Origin of the sequence: Thermoanaerobacterium sp. CMT5567-10, from assembly GCF_030534315.2 — a bacterium.
Classification (GTDB): domain Bacteria; phylum Bacillota; class Thermoanaerobacteria; order Thermoanaerobacterales; family Thermoanaerobacteraceae; genus Thermoanaerobacterium.
On the sequence record NZ_CP130558.2, the window covers coordinates 1202856 to 1222867 of the forward strand.

Here is a 20012-nt window from a genome sequence, read left to right on the forward strand (position 1 = left end):
ACGTACTACGGGCTACCCCTTAAAGGGGTTCTCATATTCTTTTACACTCAATTTGTCCAACATAATATCTCGCTTTTCTTGTTCCTGAATGTATTTTTTTATCGTTGCCTCATTTAGCCCTACAGTGCTTACATAATATCCTTCTGCCCAAAAATGCCTATTCCCAAACTTATACTTTAGATTTGCATGTCTATCAAATATCATTAATGCACTCTTGCCTTTTAAGTATCCCATAAAACTTGATACACTTATTTTTGGTGGTATGCTCACAAGCATGTGCACATGATCTGGCATTAGATGTCCTTCTATAATTTCCACTCCTTTATATTTACATAATTCTTTTAATATATCTCTTATACTTTCTTTGTATTGATTATATATTATTTTTCGTCTATACTTAGGAGTGAACACAATATGGTACTTGCACATCCATTTTGTACGTGCCATTTCATCTCGTTTATTAACCATTAAATCACCTTTCCTTTTGTTATATATAGTAGCTTGAACAACTCTATTATAACGGAAAGGTGATTTTTTGTATAACTTCTGTCGCGCACCCGCATAGCGGGTGGTTTTTTGTTTCGCTCGCTATGCGAGCTCAACAGGCTAAAGCCCATAATAAAATATCACTATACGCTTTTCTCGATATAGCGTAAAGTCCATAGATATTAAACAATAAAATAACAAATAACATAATGACTGGTATTAATTGATAATAAGGCATAAAATTTATCATTGGCGGATTTATACCAAACTTTAAAATATATGCAATTATAAAGCCTATATGTACTAAATAATAAATCAACAATAAAAACAAAAAACTTACTCAATCTAAAAAATTTATTTATAGATATTTTCAAGTAATCATCCCCCCAATAATTTTACGACCGTTTTAATTTTATGTTTTTCGGTGATCTTATATAGTATACAAACTTAAATATTATTAATATAAAATATTAGTAAAATAAAAGAGCCTTTTTGTTCTTTATATAAGCTTCACAAAATTATATGATTTAAGTCTATTTGTTTTTCCAATAATCTCATCCTAAGTAAAATGTGTTTTAATTCCGTGTATAAAGTTGAACATTCTTATACTAAATCTATTAAAATCAATTAGCGTAATTTTCTCAACTTGTGAAAAAATAATAATATACTTACCTAAATTATTTTGACAAATCCATTATTAAATCCCTAATACTTCACAGTTTTACCTTCTAACAACTATATAAGGCAATTAATGTTTGTTTATATTCTTTTCTTTATAGCATTAATTACATAACATGAATAGACATAACATAACTTAGGTAAGGGTAATTTTTCAATATTTTTATAAATGTTCCAACTTCTTTTTAATGCCTTAATTTTATTGCTTGAAATTGACCCACTAACTTTCCTATATTTAGCTAATGGTTCATTAATTCCATATGCCTCAAAACCTCTACGTAATATAGATAACCACGTTGCGGTATCTTGACCGGCTCTTACCAAAGGCATTCTAAAATCTCCAATAATATTTTTATCAATCATTACCGTTAAACATCCTATAATTGTATTCTTTAGTAAATTGTTATAATTAACTTTATTAGGGACTGTTACTATTTTATTTAAATCATTACCCTCTTCATCGATTAAACGATACGATGTAAAAGAAAATCCTATTTTGTTTTCTTCCATAAATTTTATTTGCTTTTCAAGTTTATTTGGTTCCCATAAATCATCGCTATCAAGAAAAGCAATATATCTTCCTTTCGCTATTTCAAGTCCGGTATTCCTTGCAACAGCTGCTCCACAATTTTTCTCAAGTCTTATATATTTTATCCTATTATCTTTTTGGGCAAAACAATTTATAATTTTTTGAGAATCATCACTAGAATAATCATCAACTAAAATCATTTCCCAGTTAGTATATGTTTGATGTAGCACAGATTTTATAGTTTCTGCAATAAATTTTTCTGCATTATAAACTGGTATAATAATAGAAACATTCATTGTACAATAATCCCCCATTGTAAAGCATTCACTAAATGTAAGAATTCTAATTTCCTCGCATTTCATAAATTTATAGAAATCATTACTTTATTTATTTTTTAAAATTCATTTGCCTCTAACTTTGCTATCTGTAGTAGCAGCTTCATCTTTATATTGCAAATTACTATTTTCAAAACATAATCCATTAATTGTAATTCTTCCTATAGATTCATAAATAATACCATTATTTTTAACTTTATCTAAATCATAGCAATTTCTTCCGTCAATAACAAGAGGATATTTCATTAATTTAGGAAATAATGACACATCGAAGTTCTTTACTTCAGGCCATTCAGTGAAAATAAAGCAGATATCAGAATCTTTAATTGTTTCCTCTATTGTATTGCAATACTTTATCTCTTTAGGATATATCTTTTTATAATTTTCAATACCGACAGGATCCCATGCTTTAATATTAGCACCATCTTCTAGAAGTATCGGTATATTCTGCAGTGACGGTGCTTCCCTTAAATCATCTGTACCTGGTTTGAATGTAAGCCCGAGGACTGCGACATTTAAACCACTAAAATTATCATAATATTTTCTTGCCTTTTTAATAAGTTTTATCTTTTGGTTTTCATTTACTTCAATTGCAGCTTTAATAGTTTTTAACTCATAATCATTAAAATTTGCTAGCCAATTTAGTGCCTTTGTATCTTTGGGAAAGCATGAACCACCGTAACCGATGCCAGCTTTTAGAAACTTATCTCCTATACGAGGATCCATTCCCATGCCTTTTGCAACATCTTCTATATTAGCACCAACTATTTCACAAAGATTGGCTATTTCATTTATATACGAAATTTTTAAAGCAAGAAAATCGTTTGATGCATATTTTATCATTTCAGCGCTTCTTCTATCTGTTATCACGTATGGAAGTCCAAAACCATCGTATACTTTTCTCAATAGTTCTTCGGCATATTTTGTTTCGACCCCTATGATAATCCTACTTGCATTTAATGTGTCATTTACAGCAGTACCCTGTGATAAAAATTCGGGATTTGAAGCCACCTCGACATGTACATCGTTTTTTAAATTTTCTCTTAACACCCGTTCAATTTCATCATTAGTTCCGACTGGAACTGTTGACTTTACCACGACGACACAATCTTGCTGAATTGGTTCTGCTATTTGTTTAGTAACTCCAAATACGTATTGCAAGTTCGCCGAACCATCTTTTTTCTCTGGAGTCCCAACAGCTATAAATATAACATCAGCATCTTTATAAGCATTTTTATAATCAGTTGTAAATGTTAGCCTTTCTCTATTTTTGATCATCAATTCTTCAAGTCCGGGTTCATAAATAGGGGATCTTCCTTCATTTAAAATTCTTATCTTTCTCTCATCAATGTCTACACAGGTTACATTATGACCGACTTCTGCAAGACATACTGCTGTAACTAGTCCAACATAACCCGTTCCTGCTATTGATATTTTCATGCTACCCCTCATTTCTGCGATTTCTGTTTTAAAGCAAAATATCCTTCAATCGTGAACACATTTTGTCGCTATCTAATAAATTAATCTCATTAATACAATTGAAAAACTAATTTATATTTACATAAGAGCCATTACATTTGTTTTTTGTTAACTAATAGTAAAATCTATTTACGAGTCCTATTGGATTGCAAAATTTGTTTTTTTCTAACTTTAATAACTTATTCTATAGAATATAAATTCTTGATTTTAAAATGTTTAAATTTATATTTTTCCATAAACATCATATACCTTAATAAATAAAAACAATTATAATTCTTCCTTACAAGCAATCCATAAATAATTATTATAGACACATATCAATAAATTCTTTTTCAATGTTCTCATAGTAATACATATCTTTAATAATTCTACAATTACCTTCTATATCCTTTAAAATTTCCTTATAACTAATTAAATTATTAATAATTTCTCTTAATTCATTCTTATTATCTGGAGAAATACCGAATCCCAAACCTTTATTTTTAACAAATTCCTCTAATTTAGTGCCTTTAGATACTATTATTGGTAACTCACAAATAATTGCTTCATACAATTTGTTAGGTAAAGCTAATCTTACATTATCAGATATTAGATCATAAACAGAATATATACAATCAACTAATGAATATAAATAAACTATATCTTTTTCATAATCATATGAACCAAGCATTCTAATGTTTGAATATTTTTTTGCTATGTCATTAATTTCGTCATAATAAATTCCTTTACCAGCAATTATAATATCTATATTATTTAATCCTCCGAGACCTTCTATTAAAGTTTCCATCGATTTTTTATATCGTATTTCACCGAAAAAACCAATAGTAAATTTTTCATGATGTTTTTTTTCAAAATTCGCAAAAATTCTTTTTTCTGGTAGATTCTCAAAGATAAAAATTTTTGTTTTGTATTCTTTGTAGTTTTCGATAAAGAATGGAGATGTTAACACTATTCTATCAATATTATTTAATAACATTTTTTCCAGCTTATCTATAACCTTTTTAAAAATTTTATTTCGCCTCCATCTGCCTCCTGGTAGATCTGGAACTTCATAAAATATTTTTTTCCTATTCTTTAAACTACACAAACAAACTGCTATCAATGCTTCAAAACCAGTAATATATATTATATCAGGTTGAATATTTTTAATATATTTACATACATTTTTTGAAAATAATAATAAGTTAAATATCCTTTTGATTGTGCTTCTACTATTAGAAAAATTGACCCATGTTATATTGTTGATTCCAAGCAAATCTAATTCATTATTACTTTTTTTATCTCTATTCCCATATAATAAATAAACTTGATAGTTATTATTTATAAATATTCTAATTCTTTTTTTTATTCTTGGATCAATGTTGTGTGGTACAATAAACAAAACTTTTTTCATTCGATTCACTCCATATATTTTTGTCTAAAATTATCCCTAATAACGTACCAAACATAAAAGCAAGTTTTAAACTATATCCTAACATTAAACCGAATTCAAAAATTAAAACGATACTTAAAAACTTTCTTTTCCAATTTTTCTCACAAAAAATTCTTTTAAGTAAGTACAAAATAAAAATTATATAAAACATAATTCCTAAAATGCCAAACTTCAAAAATACATAATTTATACTCTCGTGTACATCGTAAAATTGTCTATTCAACCATTGATCTTGAGAATAGCCGTTTCTAACAAATGGAATTGGATATTTATAATCTCTAAAACTTCCTCCAAAGCCCTTCCCAATAACTATATTATAGCTATTCTTTAAATCTTCAATAATATTTAAAAATTCTAAAATTCTATCTCTTGGTGATCCCTCCATTTTATACACGTTATCTGGATTATTAATTACATCTGGAACTAAACTTAGTAAACTAGTCGCTTGTGAAAATTTTATTTTAAATAAAATGTTGTTACTCGTAAAGCCCATACTCATTATAGTCAAAATCAAAATCAAAATAAATATAAAAACAACAGTATGCCTAATAAAATTCTTATATGATTTATTAGAAGTAATATAGATTAATAATATACCTATAGGCAAAAGTAAGATACTCTTACCTGAAGGCTGTAATACTAATGTAATTAATGAAGACAGAAAAGATATCATAAATAGCCACTTTGGTATATCATTCTTCAAAAAAAATAATGATAATATAAATGGTATAAAAATATCTATTGGGTCAAAAGATGAAATAAAGACTCCTCCATAATTCCCTTCACCAAATTTAAAAAACCATCCTAATAATATAATTAATGGTCTTGTTAGTAAGGAAATAATTAAAATATTTTCAATCAAATCTTTATTTTTAAAATTGTAAGAAATATAGAATGCCAAAATAACTATTATCCAGTAATACAAATCACTTTCAAAGCCTTTTATATTCGTATCACCAAATATTAAATTTAAAAATCCTACCACTAAACCTACTAAAAAAATCAAACTAAATACTTTAAATATCGTATTCCGAAAAATATCAAATTTTCTTTTTAAGAAAATAAATTTATAATTGAATAATAATATTGTAAACAAAACAGTTAAACTAATACCAAATAACTTCACTGTCCTAAAAGTATAAAAATTATTATCAGAAATTGTTCTTGACCATTCGCTCATATTCATAGTTATAAGAAGTAAACTAATATATACCCAATCACTTTTTCTCACTAATAATAAAGCCGCTAAAATTATAGCAATTAAATAAATTATAAAAAACCTATGAGATTATAAGATAATGTTTCACCAAATAATGAAATTAATAGAGTTAATAAAAATATAATAATAAAATTCTTATACTCAATTTTGCTATTAATACTTATACTCTTCATCATTTTGGCTATCACCTATAATATTTTTTAATGATTTTGTAAAAAAATCTTGCGAATAATCATAGTAAATCTGATTAATTATTTCTTTACTCATGATTCCTTTATCTTTGTGTAATATGTTTATTAACGAATTAAACTCATTTAAATTGTTAAAAATAAATCCTAAATCTTTATATTTATTTAAAAAATATTTAAATATCTTATTTGAAGAGGCAATTATCTTTTTCTTAAAAGCAATTGCGTCAAATAATACACCACTTATTCTATAATTAAAATTTTGAACATATGGAAATAGAATATATTTAGCATTAACAAAATAATACAAATATTCCTTATAGTCTAAATAATTACTAAATATTTTTAAATAATTATCTTCGTAAGTTATCTCTTTTGATTTTATAATTAATCTCCAATTTGTTTGACTTAGGTACTTATATACCAATTGATTATTAATCAAGTTTTTAATAAACAACTCATCATTACTTCCACTTGGTGCAAATATTATATCACACTTATCTTTCTCTTTACCCAGAAGACCAAATCTTTTTGCATCATGATATTTATCAAAACTTATAGGATGATGCATTACCCAAATCTTATTATCAATTTTAATTGATTCCTTTAAATAGTCTTTCATGTATTCTTCAAAAACTATATGTTCAATATGCCTAGGAATTAATTTAAAAAACAAATATTTTACTTTATTTTGTAATTCATCTAAGTTATTATGATTTAATATCACTGTTCTCGTTTTTAACTTTCTCGGCCATGCCATGGAGAAAGATATAGTCTCATAGCTACTAATAAAAACTAAGTTATATTTGTTGATATCAAAATTTCTCAATAACCATTTTATTATTTTGACATTATTTAACCTATAGCTAATTTTAGATACACTCTCTTTATATAGTTTTTCTGGAATATAATAAACGTTTATATTTCTGTCATTTACATCCTTTAATTCATCTATATTTATATAGTTATTCCTCCATACAATATCTAAGTCTACTAAATTTGATAATGTTTTTACCAATATTTTATTTAATCCAATATGACCACTTGGACTTAATAAATCCACATAAAGAATTTTCATATACACGATTCCTCACTTAATTAAATAATTTTACCTGAAACATTATTTATACCATCAATAATTGCTTTATAAGTAATTTTTATCTCATTAATTCCTTTCTTACCTTTTCGTAATTTCGGCAATACATACCTTAAAAACCATAAATAAATATATATGTTTACAAATTTTCGCAATATTGTTGGCGCATTCTTCTTTACAAATAAAACTCTATTACGCATCATATAATATATCGCAAAATTAGATCTTTTCTTTAGCCCGGTACTTTTTGATACTTTATGTACAATTTTTGTAGCAGGAAAATAATATACTTTATATCCATTATTTTTAGCACGCATGCACAAATCCGTATCATCCCAATATATAAAATAGTCTTCATCTAAAAATACACCTAATTTATCTATAATCTCTCTTTTGATTAACATACAACACCCCGTAACAAAATCACATTCGCCTTCATAATCTTCATTACTCGTATATGGAAGGCCCCACAACCAATTAATATAACCTGCTGCATGGGCACATTGATTTGGATTATCATAATAAACTATTTTTGGTCCAATAATACCTATTTTTTTATCTGTTTCCGTTTTGTTAAGCAATTTATTAATTATATCTCTATCATTAAAAACAACATCATTATCTAATTTTAATATATAATCATATTCGTACTTTATATTACTTAAAGCATAGTTATATGCTTTTGGAGCACCAACATTTTCGTTTAGTTTAACAACTTCCAAATATTCAAATCCTACACCTCTAAGTTGTTCATATTTCTTTTTTATAGCTTCTACCGAACCATCAGATGAACCATTATCAATAGAAACAATAATCAAATTTTTTTTGTTATAATTTAAATTTTTTATTGACTCTAAACACTCTAAAATAGCTATTTTACCATTCCAATTTAAAATCATCATCAATATCTTCTTATTAAAATTCTGCATTTACATTCCCTCATTTCTGATTATATCTAATACACGTTTTACAATAGTATCCATATTATAGTATTTATATTCAGCCAACCTTCCTATAAAAATTACATTGTTAAATTTCTCGGCTTCATTTTTATATTTCATATACAAATCAACATTTCTTTTTTGTAAAATTGGATAATATGGTGTGTCATTACTATTTTTACACTCTTTAGGAAGCTCCTTTAATATAGTAGTTTTGTTATGAACTTGACCGGTTAAATGTTTAAATTCTGTTATTCTTGTAAAATTATAATCATTTGGGTAATTCACTGTTCCTACTGGTTGAAATTTTTCTACACTTAGTGTTTCAAACTTAAAATCTAATGATCTATATGGTAATTTACCATATTTATAGTCAAAAAAATAGTCTATTGAACCTGTATAAACTAACTTCCCATATCTAATTTGATTTATTATTTCTTTGTAATCAGTATTTAGAAGAATATGTATATTCTTATTATCAAGCATTCTTTCAAACATTTTTGTATAACCATGCTTAGGTACACCTTGATATTTATCACCAAAATATCTGTTGTCTTTACTTATATATACTGGAACTCTAGCTGTTACCTCCTCATCTAATTCATCAGGCTGCATACCCCATTGTTTAGTCGTATAATTTAAAAACAACCTGTTATAAATAAAATCTGCCAAAAATTTTAAATCATTATTTTCTGTCTTCATTAATTGAAAAATAGGAACCTTCATTCCGTATCCATAATTTTCTATCAAACTTTTTTCTAATTTTATTCTAACTGACTCTGGAAATAATTCATATAATGTATTTAAATTAAAAGGAATTGGCACATATTTGCCATCAATACTTGCAAGTACATGATGATAATAAATATTCATTTCTGTAAATTGAGATATATAATCCCACACTTCTTTGTAATTGGTATGAAAAATATGGGGACCATATTTATGTACTAATATACCATCTTCATTATATTCATCATACGCATTTCCACCAATATGATTTCTCTTTTCTATAATTAACACTTTTTTATTTAACAAATTCGCCACTCTTTCAGCAAATACGCTCCCAGCAAAACCTGCACCTACTATTACATAATCATAATTAAACATATTCATTCTCCCCACTATGATAAAATTTTTTTATGAATTTCTCGACATTATAAAATAATTCTATATTTTCTCTTATCTTTTCTTCTGGCCAATCCCACCATTTTATTTGTAAAAGTTTCTCTCTTATTTCTTCCGGAAACCTATATTTTATATGCCTTGCTGGAACTCCACCTACAATAGAAAAAGCTTCTACGTCTTTAGTTACTACCGCCCCTGCACCGATAATAGCTCCATCACCTATTGTTACATTTCTTAATATTATCGCATTTCTTCCAATCCATACATCGTTCCCTATAATTGGAGGACTATCATTTTTATATTCATAATTTATCGTATCAATATTAATTTTTCTTGACCATTTTTTATCATATAAAAAAGGATGAGTAGACACTAGATTAATTGGATGATTATCAGGTCCTATACTCACATTTGAAGCAATAGAACAAAATTTTCCAATATTACCTGACTCAATCAATGTATTTTCGTAGACATAAGAATAATCACCTATGCAAACATCTTTATTTATAAACACATTCCTATAAACTGTTACACTTTTACCTAATTTAGAAGCAATATGTACTTTATCAGAATAAATCTCGGCATTAAATTTTCGTTTATAATATATTTGTTTAATTCTCAGCTTTATAATATTAGGTATTAGTTTTCTACTGTTTATAACAAATCACCCCAATTATACTAAATTATAAACTTGTGCATATCTCAAAAGCCTTGACTTAAGCTATTTCCTAGATATGCTTTTTTCTTATCACCTTAAAAATTTTTATCTGATATGTAGGATTCCCTACCTTTTTTGTTGAATCATAGTATTATTAGCATCATTAAACATTAAAGGAGGAAAGCCTACATGTACCAGCTTCAACAAGTTTCAAACCTCATAGACCTTTTTACTTCTCAACCTAAAATTGATTTTTATACTTCTTTATTTAGTAATCTTGATTTATCTCCCATTCCTGAATTCCCGCCTTCTAAATTTGGCCCTATAGGCTTTTCCCGCCATGCTCTCTTTAGCTTAATTGTTATGAAAGCTGAGAAATTCGGTGAGATTTCTGACCTCATTGATTATCTTGCAATAATCTTATTATTGCTCACTTCTGCGGCTTTGATATTACTAAAAAGCTGCCTTCTTATTGGACTTTTGAGCGTTTCCTTAAGAATTTTGACCATAAATACTTGTCTTATGTTATGCAGAATCAAGTAAATATTCTTAAGGATTTTGGACTTATTTCTGGCGATCCTATTTCTTTGGATTCTACTCCTTTTAAGGCTAATACTAAGTTTAACAATCCTAAGTCTTTTTCTAAAAATAAATTCTCTAAAGATAATCAACCTAAGTCTGACAAGGATTGTAAACTTGGTGTTCATTCTGCTTCTAATGATTCTTCTAATAAAAATTATGAGTTCTATTGGAGATATAAAAATCACATAATTATTGATTCTTTGTCTGGTCTTCGTCTGCCTATTGCTGAAGTAACTACTACTGCTAATATCCCCGATTTTGATGCTGCAATCCCTCTTTTATCTGAAACCAACAATTGGTTTAATCTTGAAGGTGTCAATTTCATTGCTGACAAAGACTATGATGTTAAAAAAGTCTATAATTTTGTAAGGAACACCCTCCATGGCCATTGTTTTAGCCCTCTTAGTAAGAGAGGTTCTAAAAAGCATAATTTAACTGATGATGGTCATGTTGTTTGTGATGCAGGTATTCCAATGATTAAAGATGGCAAAGAGTATTTTGATGGTTTTATTAAACAAAAACATCGTTGTAAATACTATAAATCAAAAGATGATTCTCTTTGCCCATGCCATCATCCCAAACACTTCAATGGCAAAAAGTACAGAGGTTGCATTAAATATACTTCTATATCTACTGATTACAGGTCTTCAATCGATAGAAATTCTATACATTTGAAATCTAAATATAAATTAAGGACCGAATCAGAAAGATAAATTTAGCTGTGAAGCTTTAAACCTTGAAAGAGCATATGTTAGAAATATTAATTCTGTCAGTAATTTAAATACTTTTGACCATATTACTTTATTAACCCTTGCTATAGCTGCCTATAAAGCTGGTAATATTGACAAAACTAAATCTCTTGATGGTTTAAAGCGTACAGCTTAATTTTATATTTAAGTGTTTATCAATTTTTACCATCAATTATCTACAGGATTTTTATACCCTTTTTTAGCTCTCATTTTTTTCTTTTATTTAGTTTTAAATGTTCAAGTATATTTTTTAGCCTTTATCATTTACATAACCTACCTATGCCGGTTTTTATTTTGGATTGATTTTTGATTATGCACATATCTATAATCAAAAATGCTATAAATACATTAAAACTTTATTTCGGGTTAATTGTAGTAGCACTAACTTCATCAATTGTTTCAAGTTCAGGTGAGTTATACTCAGGTACAATCGATTTTATAAATTCTTTTATCTCATATGTATTCATATCATCTATTTTAGATTTATATTTTTCTAAAGTTAAAACTAAGCCATCATAGTCATTAAATCCTGGTTTCTCTATAAAAATTTTGTCATGTTTTGTTGACGTATATTTGTCATCTGTCATAAGCAGTTCTTCAAATAATTTCTCACCAGGTCTTAGTCCTGTAATCTTAATAGGAATATCCACATCTGGTTCAAAACCCGATAAGCGTATCAAATCTCTTGCAAGATCTATAATCTTTACAGGCTCTCCCATGTCAAGTACAAATATCTCTCCACCATTTGCCATAGCACCTGCCTGTATTACCAATTGAACTGCTTCTGGAATTGTCATAAAATATCTTTTTACATCTTCATGTGTAACTGTTACAGGTCCACCTTCTGCTATTTGTTTTTTAAACAATGGTATTACACTGCCATTACTTCCTAAAACATTACCAAATCTAACTGCAACAAATTCTGTTTTACTAACCTTATCAAATGATTGAATTATCATTTCACAAATTCTCTTTGTTGCGCCCATTACGCTTGTAGGATTAACAGCTTTATCAGTTGAAATCATAACAAAGCGTTTTACATTATATGCATTTGCACATCTGACAAGATTCAATGTTCCATATACATTATTTTTAACTGCTTCATGTGGACTATCTTCCATCAATGGAACGTGTTTATGTGCAGCAGCATGAAAAACAATTTCAGGTTTATATTCTTTAAATATGATATTTAACTTTTTCTCATCCCTTATACTAGCTACAAGACACGTCATTCTTAGATCTGGATATTTTCTTAATAATTCCTGCTGTATATCGTACATATTGTTTTCATATATATCAAGGATTACAAGGTGTGAAGGATTGAACTTTGCTATTTGCCTGCATAATTCTGAACCTATCGATCCACCTCCACCAGTTACCATTACCTTCTTGCCTTTTATGTAACTGCTTATTTCATCTAAATCTATCTTTATTGGATCTCTTCCTAATAAGTCGTTTATATCAACATCTCGTATTTGATTAACAGACACTTTACCATTCACTAGCTCATATATTCCAGGAAGCGTTTTTACTTTCATATGTAATTCACTTAAGCTATCAATTACTTTTCTCAATACCGTCCTTGACGCAGAAGGAATTGCATATATCACTTCATCAATTTCATTTTCCTTGACTGCTTTAACTATATCATCGAGTGTACCTACAATAGGGACACCTTCCATACTCCTATATATCTTTGATCTATCATCGTCAAGTATAGCTACTGGCTTTAATCCTATTTCAAGGTGTGCTCTTAATTCTCTTATTAACATTTGCCCGGCACTTCCAGCACCTATTATGAGCGTGTTTTTAAAAACTATATTTTTTATTTTTACTTTTGAATTGCTCATTATATATCTATAAAACATCCTACTTGAAATAATTAATATGATATTCAAAAGCCAGCTTAATGGATAAATAGACCTTGGCAAATGTATCTGCAATAAAAATAATATCAGTGATGATATGGCACTTCCTATTGTTATGACAACCATCATGTCTATCAAATCTTTTAAATTAACATACCGCCATATCTTATGGTATTGCCTAAAAAATATAAATGTAAATATGTTCGCTAATGTAAAAATTATAAATGACTGCGTATACAATGTGAAATATGGTTCTACTACATGATAATCAAATCTCAAGAAAAAAGCCATAAAAAAAGCAATATTGATTAACAATGCATCTATAAGGATAAGTAGATACTTTCTTATATTCTTTTCCATAATAATGTCCCTTCTTTTAATATTTTAAGAGCTAACTTTGATAATAAATAGCTTTAATAAATTCTATGACATATATTCTATATAAAATATTAAATTTCCTTTTATAAATAAAAACACTTTCATCTAAATTATTTCATTACTTTTTTAGCTTGTTTATAGTTTATTATAGAACTCTAACACTATTTCATTCAGTAATAGATATAATATTGAATACAACGATAACTGTGCGCTTTATCAAGTTTTGATAATACTGCCCCTAATGAGGAAGAACTCATAAAATCTTTGAATTCAGGCTTAGTTACATCATAATATTCATAAATTGCTCCATCTCTAAATCGTACTTGCATTACATTATTTACCTGGCCTACCATGCATATTCGACTTGATGATACAAAAATCATTACATATATGAGCCTCAGGTATATTGTTAAATGTTAATTTAAAATATCATTCTAAATATCTGCATATATGCGCTTAAATTGCTTTGAAAAATCAAAAAGTATGTGTCTAATAATTATTATTAATTAAATTCAACGATTATAAAATTAATTATATAATATCTGCTTTTGTTTTATCTTCATCCACTTGATGACCACTTCTTACTAAAATACATTTACCAATGCCTGCATTTTTTCCTGTTTGAATATCTATTTCTTTATCACCTACTATAATGCTTTTATCTAAATTTATATTAAAGTCCTTCAACAGCTTGTTTTATCATCCCAATATTAGGCTTTCTACAATTACATTTTTCATAAAATGGTATTAACAACAAAAAAGGTATATATATTATCACATTACTTACTAATAAAGTATTAGCTCTTCCATATATACCAAAATTACCAGTTAATAATGACACAATCATTGAAACAATTGCACCAATTAAAATTGCAATTAAATAGTCTTCCAAAAGTTGTACTTTTTCTTTCTCTCAAGTAAGAATATATATTATAGAGATTATTAGAAGAATAGGTAGTGCAACCATGTTATATGTAGTGCCCACAAAGCTTGGTAACATACCATCCATATTCTGTATATTATTGTCATTTGTAATCAATTGTAATAATCCAAATATAACCCCCATAAAATCCATAAATATGATAATTGCTATAAATTTATGTAAATTAGTATATTTATTTTTGATTTCATTTATTTTGATTTTTTTAGAAAGTACTATTACTAATAAAGGTAATAAAGATAATATACCTAGATTAATACCAAATATTCTAAAATTTTTAAATCCATAAAATTGTTCAGTACCACCTAATTCATTAAATTCGAAACTTAAAGATAGAAAAATCAAGTAACTTCCAATATATCTAGTAATATCTTTTTTCATAAAATAATATGCTAGTATCGTTAATTCTGCGGTAATAATAATCATTGATATTTGATAATTTTTATAGAACAATACATTCAAACTACCTATCATACTAGATAATAATATAATATTTATGTCTTTTATTTTACCAACCTTTATATTGATATTTGAATTAATTAATCCATTACTTTGCATAGTTAGTTCTCCTAAATTTTTTAACTAGTATTTTTGCATATTAAACCATATTTTTAAAAACCAAAACTATCTTATCTTCAGAGTGTGAATTTTTGAATATTTCAAACTCATTAAGTTGTTCATTAATCTCCAATTTATTTATTTTAATAACATATTCGAAAAAATCATCTACACTTTCAATTATTTTGCAAATTGATGGATATTCTTTTGAATAATAATCCATCAAAGTAATATTGCTACAAAGTATAATTTTATTATTAGAAAAAGCATCAACAAGTGTTCCACTCATTCTATACTTAAATGTAGATGGAAATGGCATATCATCTAAATAATTATTTAGCACTTTTAAAAAACCATCATCAAAATTAATTACTTTCGATTTCAATATCACTTTACATTTCGCTTTTTTTAAAATTTTTTCTTGGTTCTCTTTTTTTACAATCTCAGATATTATGTTTTCATCATTACTATTGCTTAACCCTACACAAGCATATTTTTGATAATTATCTTTTAATATATTCTCATTTAATTGATGCGGTAAAACATGAACCTTCTCACTATTTATTTCATGTGTTTCCATTAGACAATCTTTAATAAATTCTTCAAAAACTACATGTTCAACTTTATTCATATATCTTTTAAAAAACCATCGTTTAATCCTATTCTCTAATTAATCTATATTGAAGTGATGTAATATGATAATCTTTCACGTCTTCGAAAGAATAACCTCCCTATTGAAAACATTATAGTTTCATAAGAAGAAATAAAAACATAATCAGGCTTTAATTTACGAGCTATTATAGCTGATATAAGCATGATCTTGAGCGTACTTAACCTGCTAAATAATCTTCCATCCTTTATTTTTAAAGAATCCTTTTCTATAACTTTTACTTCTTTGGGTAGATTATTATAATGCCTTTTAGGACATATAACATAAACATTTACAAATTTTGCAAAACAGCTTATATATGAAGCATTTTGGCATATATGACCTTTAGGATACAAAAAATCCAAATATAATATTTTCACTAATTGTTCTTCCTTTCATTCAAGTTGCAATTTCTTATAAAAATAATATCGTGTTCTTTATATCGCTATCTTTTAATCATAAGACTAAAACCTATGCAGTAGGTTATAACTCAATATTATTAACTATTAATAAATTCTCTTATTTTCTCTAAATATAATTGATCCTCTATTAAAATTTTTTGTAATTCTTTATTGCAACTATCATTAAATTTTTTTTCATCAATATTATAGTAATATTCATATAATTTATCTGCAAAGTCCTCTTCTTCTACGTCTAAACCTATTCCTATACCTAGCTCTTCTACCTTACTTTGCTTATACGTATTGGTTTCAACAAGCTGAGGAATTCCATAAATAATCCCATCATAGTATTTGTTTGAAATCGCATATTTTGTTTCCATCATTTTGGAAGCCTTATAAGAATTGTTCAATATATCCGCTTTTATTAATAACTTATTTTTATCTGAATTATTATATTCTCCCGTAAACTTTAAATTTGATATATTGTTTTTTTTACAATAATTTATGAACAAATCCAGTTCAGCTCCTGAACCATGGTAAATCAAATTAAACCTATTATCATTTTTCAACCTATCAATTATTTTAACTTGATGTTTGAAATATCTAACTGCCCCAATAAAGACTACATTAAGAATACTTCCTTTATCTTTCTTTATAAATTTTTTTTTGTTTTGATAATCATTTTTATTAATATTATGCGCTATAATATAAGGATATCCTTTTGGCAAAAATTCTTTGAATCCCTCTGAAGAAATACACGTAAAAAAAGAATTTCTAATCAAATTCTCTTCGATATTGAAAAACATTTTATTATTTTCATAACTATAATCTCTAATATCAAAAATATAATTATACTTGTACTTATTAATTAGAGTTTTTGCAATAAGAACACCAGATAAAGTTGAAAGAATAATAAGTTTATCATAATTTCTTGTTTTAATTTGATTTTTTACCCACTTTCTAAATTTTAGAAAATCCAAAATTTTAAACAGCGGATGCCTATTAAGCACTGATTTCAAATTCAATGAAAAATAATTCAATGGATAATCTACAGATTTTCCTTCTCTGTTCCAGAATAGAACTTCATACTTTTGATTTTCTTCATCAAGAACTTGCGTATATTTGTTTAAATAAGGGCAATATTTTAAATCCCCAATAAAAATTATGCCTATCATTATCTCCATCCTTTAAAACTTATTTTAATCTTTTATCTTATATAAGGTTCTTATTTATATATAAGCAAATAATTAATATCAATAGAAACTTTTATATATATCAGTTTTATTATTTAATATGTATATGTATAAAACCTTTCTTACTTTTATTATTATTGAACTCAATTTTTTTAGCAATTTTATATTCTACTAGATTTTCATAAAACTATAAGCTATATGCATTTCTCCTTTAACCTTAATCAAATAACATAATAGTATCTCTTAAATTTTCATTTTGCAAAAATTTTCTTATACTTTTTAACAGATTCTATAACATGCCTAAACGTAAAATATATTGAAACTATCGGATTCAATCCAATAAATCTAAATACCTTATACGTCATCTTGATTGACTTTATCTTGTTTCCAGACTTTGAGTTGCGAGAAATACGATATATTAAAAGAGGCTCATTAATTCCATAAGCTAATATCCCTGTTCTAAGAATCCTTAACCATACAGCATAGTCTTCGTGCATATCATCTTTTTCCATTTTGATGTTATCGAAAAGTCGTTTCTTTATAAGAACTGACGAGCAAGATATTACATTATGATTCCTCAATTTCTTATATGTAACTTTATCTGGAACTTCAAATATGCCTTTATAATATTCACCATCCTCATTTATGTACGACGAACCGGTAAATAAAAATTCTGCAGACGTTTTTTCTGCATATTTCATCTGTTTTTCTAACTTTGTTTTATCCCACATATCATCGCTATCTAAAAATGCAATCCAATTTCCATTAGCTAAAGAGATTCCTATATTTCTAGTAGCTGATACCCCTTGATTTTTTTCATTCTTTACAAAACGAATACGAGAATCTTTTTTTGAAAGTTCCTTAATTATTTCAACTGTATTATCTTCTGAACCATCGTCTATAACTAATAGTTCCCACTCTTTATAGGTTTGATTGATTACTGAATTTATTGCTTGTTCTATATATTTCTCGCAATTATACGTTGGCATAATAATGCTAACCAACATTTGTTTATTTATACCAGCATTCATTTCAATTCTCTCTTTTCAGTTAGATAAATTGACTCTTTAAAATCCTTTAAACAATAATGTTTATGATAACTAGACATTTTTTTCTCATACACTAAGTCACCAAACGCCTTATTAACTGTACTTGTCCTCAGTAGCTTTAATATAGGATTAAATAACTTAGTAATTCTGATCTTTTTCCCGTTTGCTTCAGAAATCAATTTAACCATCTCGCTTATATTTACATACTCACTATTTTGTGGGAAAAACAACCCATTACTATCATCATCAATCAAAAATCTAATAAACTCACACAAATTATCAATGTAAATCATACTTCGCTTATTATCTACATCAGGAAATACTGGCACTTTTATTGCAATTCTTGCTAGTCTAGGATAGTTTCCTTTACAACCTTTCCCGTAAACAATAGGTGGTCTAAGTACTGCTACTTTAAAAGTATCTCCATTCATTTTAAATAGCAATTCTTCAGCTTCATATTTTGATTTAGCATATGGTGTCTTTGGATTTGGTACTGTATCTTTTGTAATATACCCTGTTTCAGTACCATAGACTCCCATAGTGCTTAAAAATATAAATTGCTTTACATCTTCTTGTTTAGCTTTTTTTGCTACTTCTACAGTTAAATCTCTATTCACTCTAAAATATTCATCTATTTCTTTCTCTTTGACGTGAACAATTGCTGCTACGTGAAAAACAACGTCATATCCTTTAAATGACTTCTTTTTCCACTCACTGCCTCTTACACTAATGCTGTCTACTTTATATTTGTCAGGCCACTTACTAACCCAATTTTTAAAAGATGTACCTATATAACTATTAGCTCCTGTTATTAGTATCTTTTTCATTATTATGTAGTCTCCTTCTGAGTAGCTTCTCCTTTTTCTAGTCTTCCTGTTCCGCCTTCGACAACTCCGTCACTTTTGATAACACTTATGATTGTTTTAAAGAAGCACTTTACATCCAACCAAAAGCTTAACTTTTCAACATACTCCCCATCCAATTTCGCTTTAACCTCAATGGGTAGTTCATCTCTACCGTTAATCTGTGCCCAACCAGTAAGGCCTGGTCTTACATCATTAGCTCCATACTTATCTCTTTCTTCTATTAAATTATATTGATTCCATAAAGCAGGACGAGGTCCAATAATGCTCATCTCACCCTTTAATATATTTATCATCTGCGGTAGCTCATCTAAACTTGTCTTTCTAAGAAACTTTCCAACCTTAGTAATCCACTGATCAGGGTTCTCCAGCATATGTGTTGGTATATCCTTAGGAGTATCCACTCTCATTGTTCTAAACTTTAATATATTAAAATAACTCTTATGAATTCCAACTCTTTTTTGCTTAAATAACACCGGACCATTAGAGTCAATCTTAATTGCTATTATTAAAATCAAAAATACTGGAGAAAACAAAATTAGCCCTAATAATGAAAGAACTATATCTATCAATCTTTTTACTTTTAAATAAGTCATTTCTTAATAACCCCCAATTA

Annotated in this window: 20 protein-coding genes and 1 pseudogene; 1 reads left to right on the top strand and 20 read right to left on the bottom strand. The window is 27.2% G+C overall.

All coding sequences use genetic code 11. From position 1 onward, the window contains the following. Positions 1–12: 12 nt before the first annotated feature. The 9 genes from tnpA to Q2T46_RS06285 form a co-directional block, all read right to left on the bottom strand. Positions 13–468: an IS200/IS605 family transposase gene (gene tnpA / locus Q2T46_RS06245; RefSeq protein ID WP_303263803.1), complete on the bottom strand. Its 456-nt coding sequence runs from the start codon at positions 466–468 to the stop codon at positions 13–15. Positions 469–1245: 777 nt separating this feature from the next. Continuing rightward, on the bottom strand, positions 1246–1989 hold the full coding sequence (locus tag Q2T46_RS06250; RefSeq protein ID WP_303263802.1) for a glycosyltransferase family 2 protein: 744 nt from the start codon (positions 1987–1989) through the stop codon (positions 1246–1248). Between the two features lie 105 nt (positions 1990–2094). Then, positions 2095–3468 (bottom strand): UDP-glucose/GDP-mannose dehydrogenase family protein, encoded by a 1374-nt coding sequence (locus Q2T46_RS06255; protein WP_303263801.1) that lies wholly within the window; start codon positions 3466–3468, stop codon positions 2095–2097. A 343-nt stretch (positions 3469–3811) separates the two neighbouring features. After that, a complete protein-coding gene (locus Q2T46_RS06260; protein ID WP_303263800.1) occupies positions 3812–4900 on the bottom strand; it encodes a glycosyltransferase in 1089 nt (362 codons plus the stop codon). Continuing rightward, positions 4863–6170 (bottom strand): hypothetical protein, encoded by a 1308-nt coding sequence (locus Q2T46_RS06265; protein WP_303263799.1) that lies wholly within the window; start codon positions 6168–6170, stop codon positions 4863–4865. The genes Q2T46_RS06260 and Q2T46_RS06265 overlap by 38 nt, the downstream gene beginning before the upstream one ends. Positions 6171–6311: 141 nt before the next feature. Then, a complete protein-coding gene (locus Q2T46_RS06270) occupies positions 6312–7424 on the bottom strand; it encodes a hypothetical protein (protein ID WP_303263798.1) in 1113 nt (370 codons plus the stop codon). A 20-nt stretch (positions 7425–7444) separates the two neighbouring features. Further along, positions 7445–8371: a glycosyltransferase family 2 protein gene (locus Q2T46_RS06275; protein ID WP_303263797.1), complete on the bottom strand. Its 927-nt coding sequence runs from the start codon at positions 8369–8371 to the stop codon at positions 7445–7447. Next, positions 8372–9490: a UDP-galactopyranose mutase gene (gene glf / locus Q2T46_RS06280; protein WP_303263796.1), complete on the bottom strand. Its 1119-nt coding sequence runs from the start codon at positions 9488–9490 to the stop codon at positions 8372–8374. Beyond that, positions 9483–10022 (bottom strand): CatB-related O-acetyltransferase, encoded by a 540-nt coding sequence (locus Q2T46_RS06285; protein ID WP_303263795.1) that lies wholly within the window; start codon positions 10020–10022, stop codon positions 9483–9485. Before Q2T46_RS06285 ends, glf begins: the two co-directional genes overlap by 8 nt. 333 nt (positions 10023–10355) lie before the next feature. On the opposite strand from Q2T46_RS06285, the pseudogene Q2T46_RS15555 reads away from it, so the two are divergent. Then, positions 10356–11633 (top strand): annotated as a pseudogene (locus Q2T46_RS15555) (transposase). A 220-nt stretch (positions 11634–11853) separates the two neighbouring features. Here the strand turns inward: Q2T46_RS15555 and Q2T46_RS06300 are convergent. The 11 genes from Q2T46_RS06300 to Q2T46_RS06345 form a co-directional block, all read right to left on the bottom strand. Continuing rightward, positions 11854–13725 (bottom strand): nucleoside-diphosphate sugar epimerase/dehydratase, encoded by a 1872-nt coding sequence (locus Q2T46_RS06300; RefSeq protein WP_303263792.1) that lies wholly within the window; start codon positions 13723–13725, stop codon positions 11854–11856. Between the two features lie 188 nt (positions 13726–13913). After that, complete coding sequence (locus Q2T46_RS15560; RefSeq protein WP_399388333.1) at positions 13914–14126, bottom strand: KTSC domain-containing protein; 213 nt, start codon at positions 14124–14126, stop codon at positions 13914–13916. Positions 14127–14274: 148 nt separating this feature from the next. Next, positions 14275–14430 carry an HAD hydrolase-like protein gene (locus tag Q2T46_RS06305; RefSeq protein WP_303263791.1) on the bottom strand — a complete coding sequence of 52 codons (156 nt, stop codon included), beginning with the start codon at positions 14428–14430 and terminating at the stop codon, positions 14275–14277. Next, positions 14417–14584: a hypothetical protein gene (locus tag Q2T46_RS06310; RefSeq protein WP_311062370.1), complete on the bottom strand. Its 168-nt coding sequence runs from the start codon at positions 14582–14584 to the stop codon at positions 14417–14419. The genes Q2T46_RS06305 and Q2T46_RS06310 overlap by 14 nt, the downstream gene beginning before the upstream one ends. Before the next feature lie 72 nt (positions 14585–14656). After that, positions 14657–15241 (bottom strand): hypothetical protein, encoded by a 585-nt coding sequence (locus Q2T46_RS06315; RefSeq protein ID WP_303263789.1) that lies wholly within the window; start codon positions 15239–15241, stop codon positions 14657–14659. Between the two features lie 40 nt (positions 15242–15281). Continuing rightward, entirely contained in the window at positions 15282–15872 is a 591-nt protein-coding gene (locus tag Q2T46_RS06320) for a hypothetical protein (protein WP_303263788.1), read from the bottom strand. 44 nt (positions 15873–15916) lie between these two features. Further along, a complete protein-coding gene (locus Q2T46_RS06325) occupies positions 15917–16255 on the bottom strand; it encodes a hypothetical protein (protein WP_311062371.1) in 339 nt (112 codons plus the stop codon). A gap of 134 nt (positions 16256–16389) precedes the next feature. After that, positions 16390–17466 carry a hypothetical protein gene (locus Q2T46_RS06330; protein WP_303263786.1) on the bottom strand — a complete coding sequence of 359 codons (1077 nt, stop codon included), beginning with the start codon at positions 17464–17466 and terminating at the stop codon, positions 16390–16392. Between the two features lie 269 nt (positions 17467–17735). Continuing rightward, positions 17736–18515, bottom strand: coding sequence for a glycosyltransferase family 2 protein (locus tag Q2T46_RS06335; protein ID WP_303263785.1), 780 nt, complete (start codon positions 18513–18515; stop codon positions 17736–17738). Continuing rightward, positions 18512–19360, bottom strand: a complete 849-nt coding sequence (locus Q2T46_RS06340) for an NAD-dependent epimerase/dehydratase family protein (protein WP_303263784.1) — start codon at positions 19358–19360, stop codon at positions 18512–18514. Before Q2T46_RS06340 ends, Q2T46_RS06335 begins: the two co-directional genes overlap by 4 nt. A 2-nt stretch (positions 19361–19362) precedes the next feature. After that, positions 19363–19992: a sugar transferase gene (locus tag Q2T46_RS06345; protein ID WP_303263783.1), complete on the bottom strand. Its 630-nt coding sequence runs from the start codon at positions 19990–19992 to the stop codon at positions 19363–19365. Positions 19993–20012: the final 20 nt, after the last annotated feature.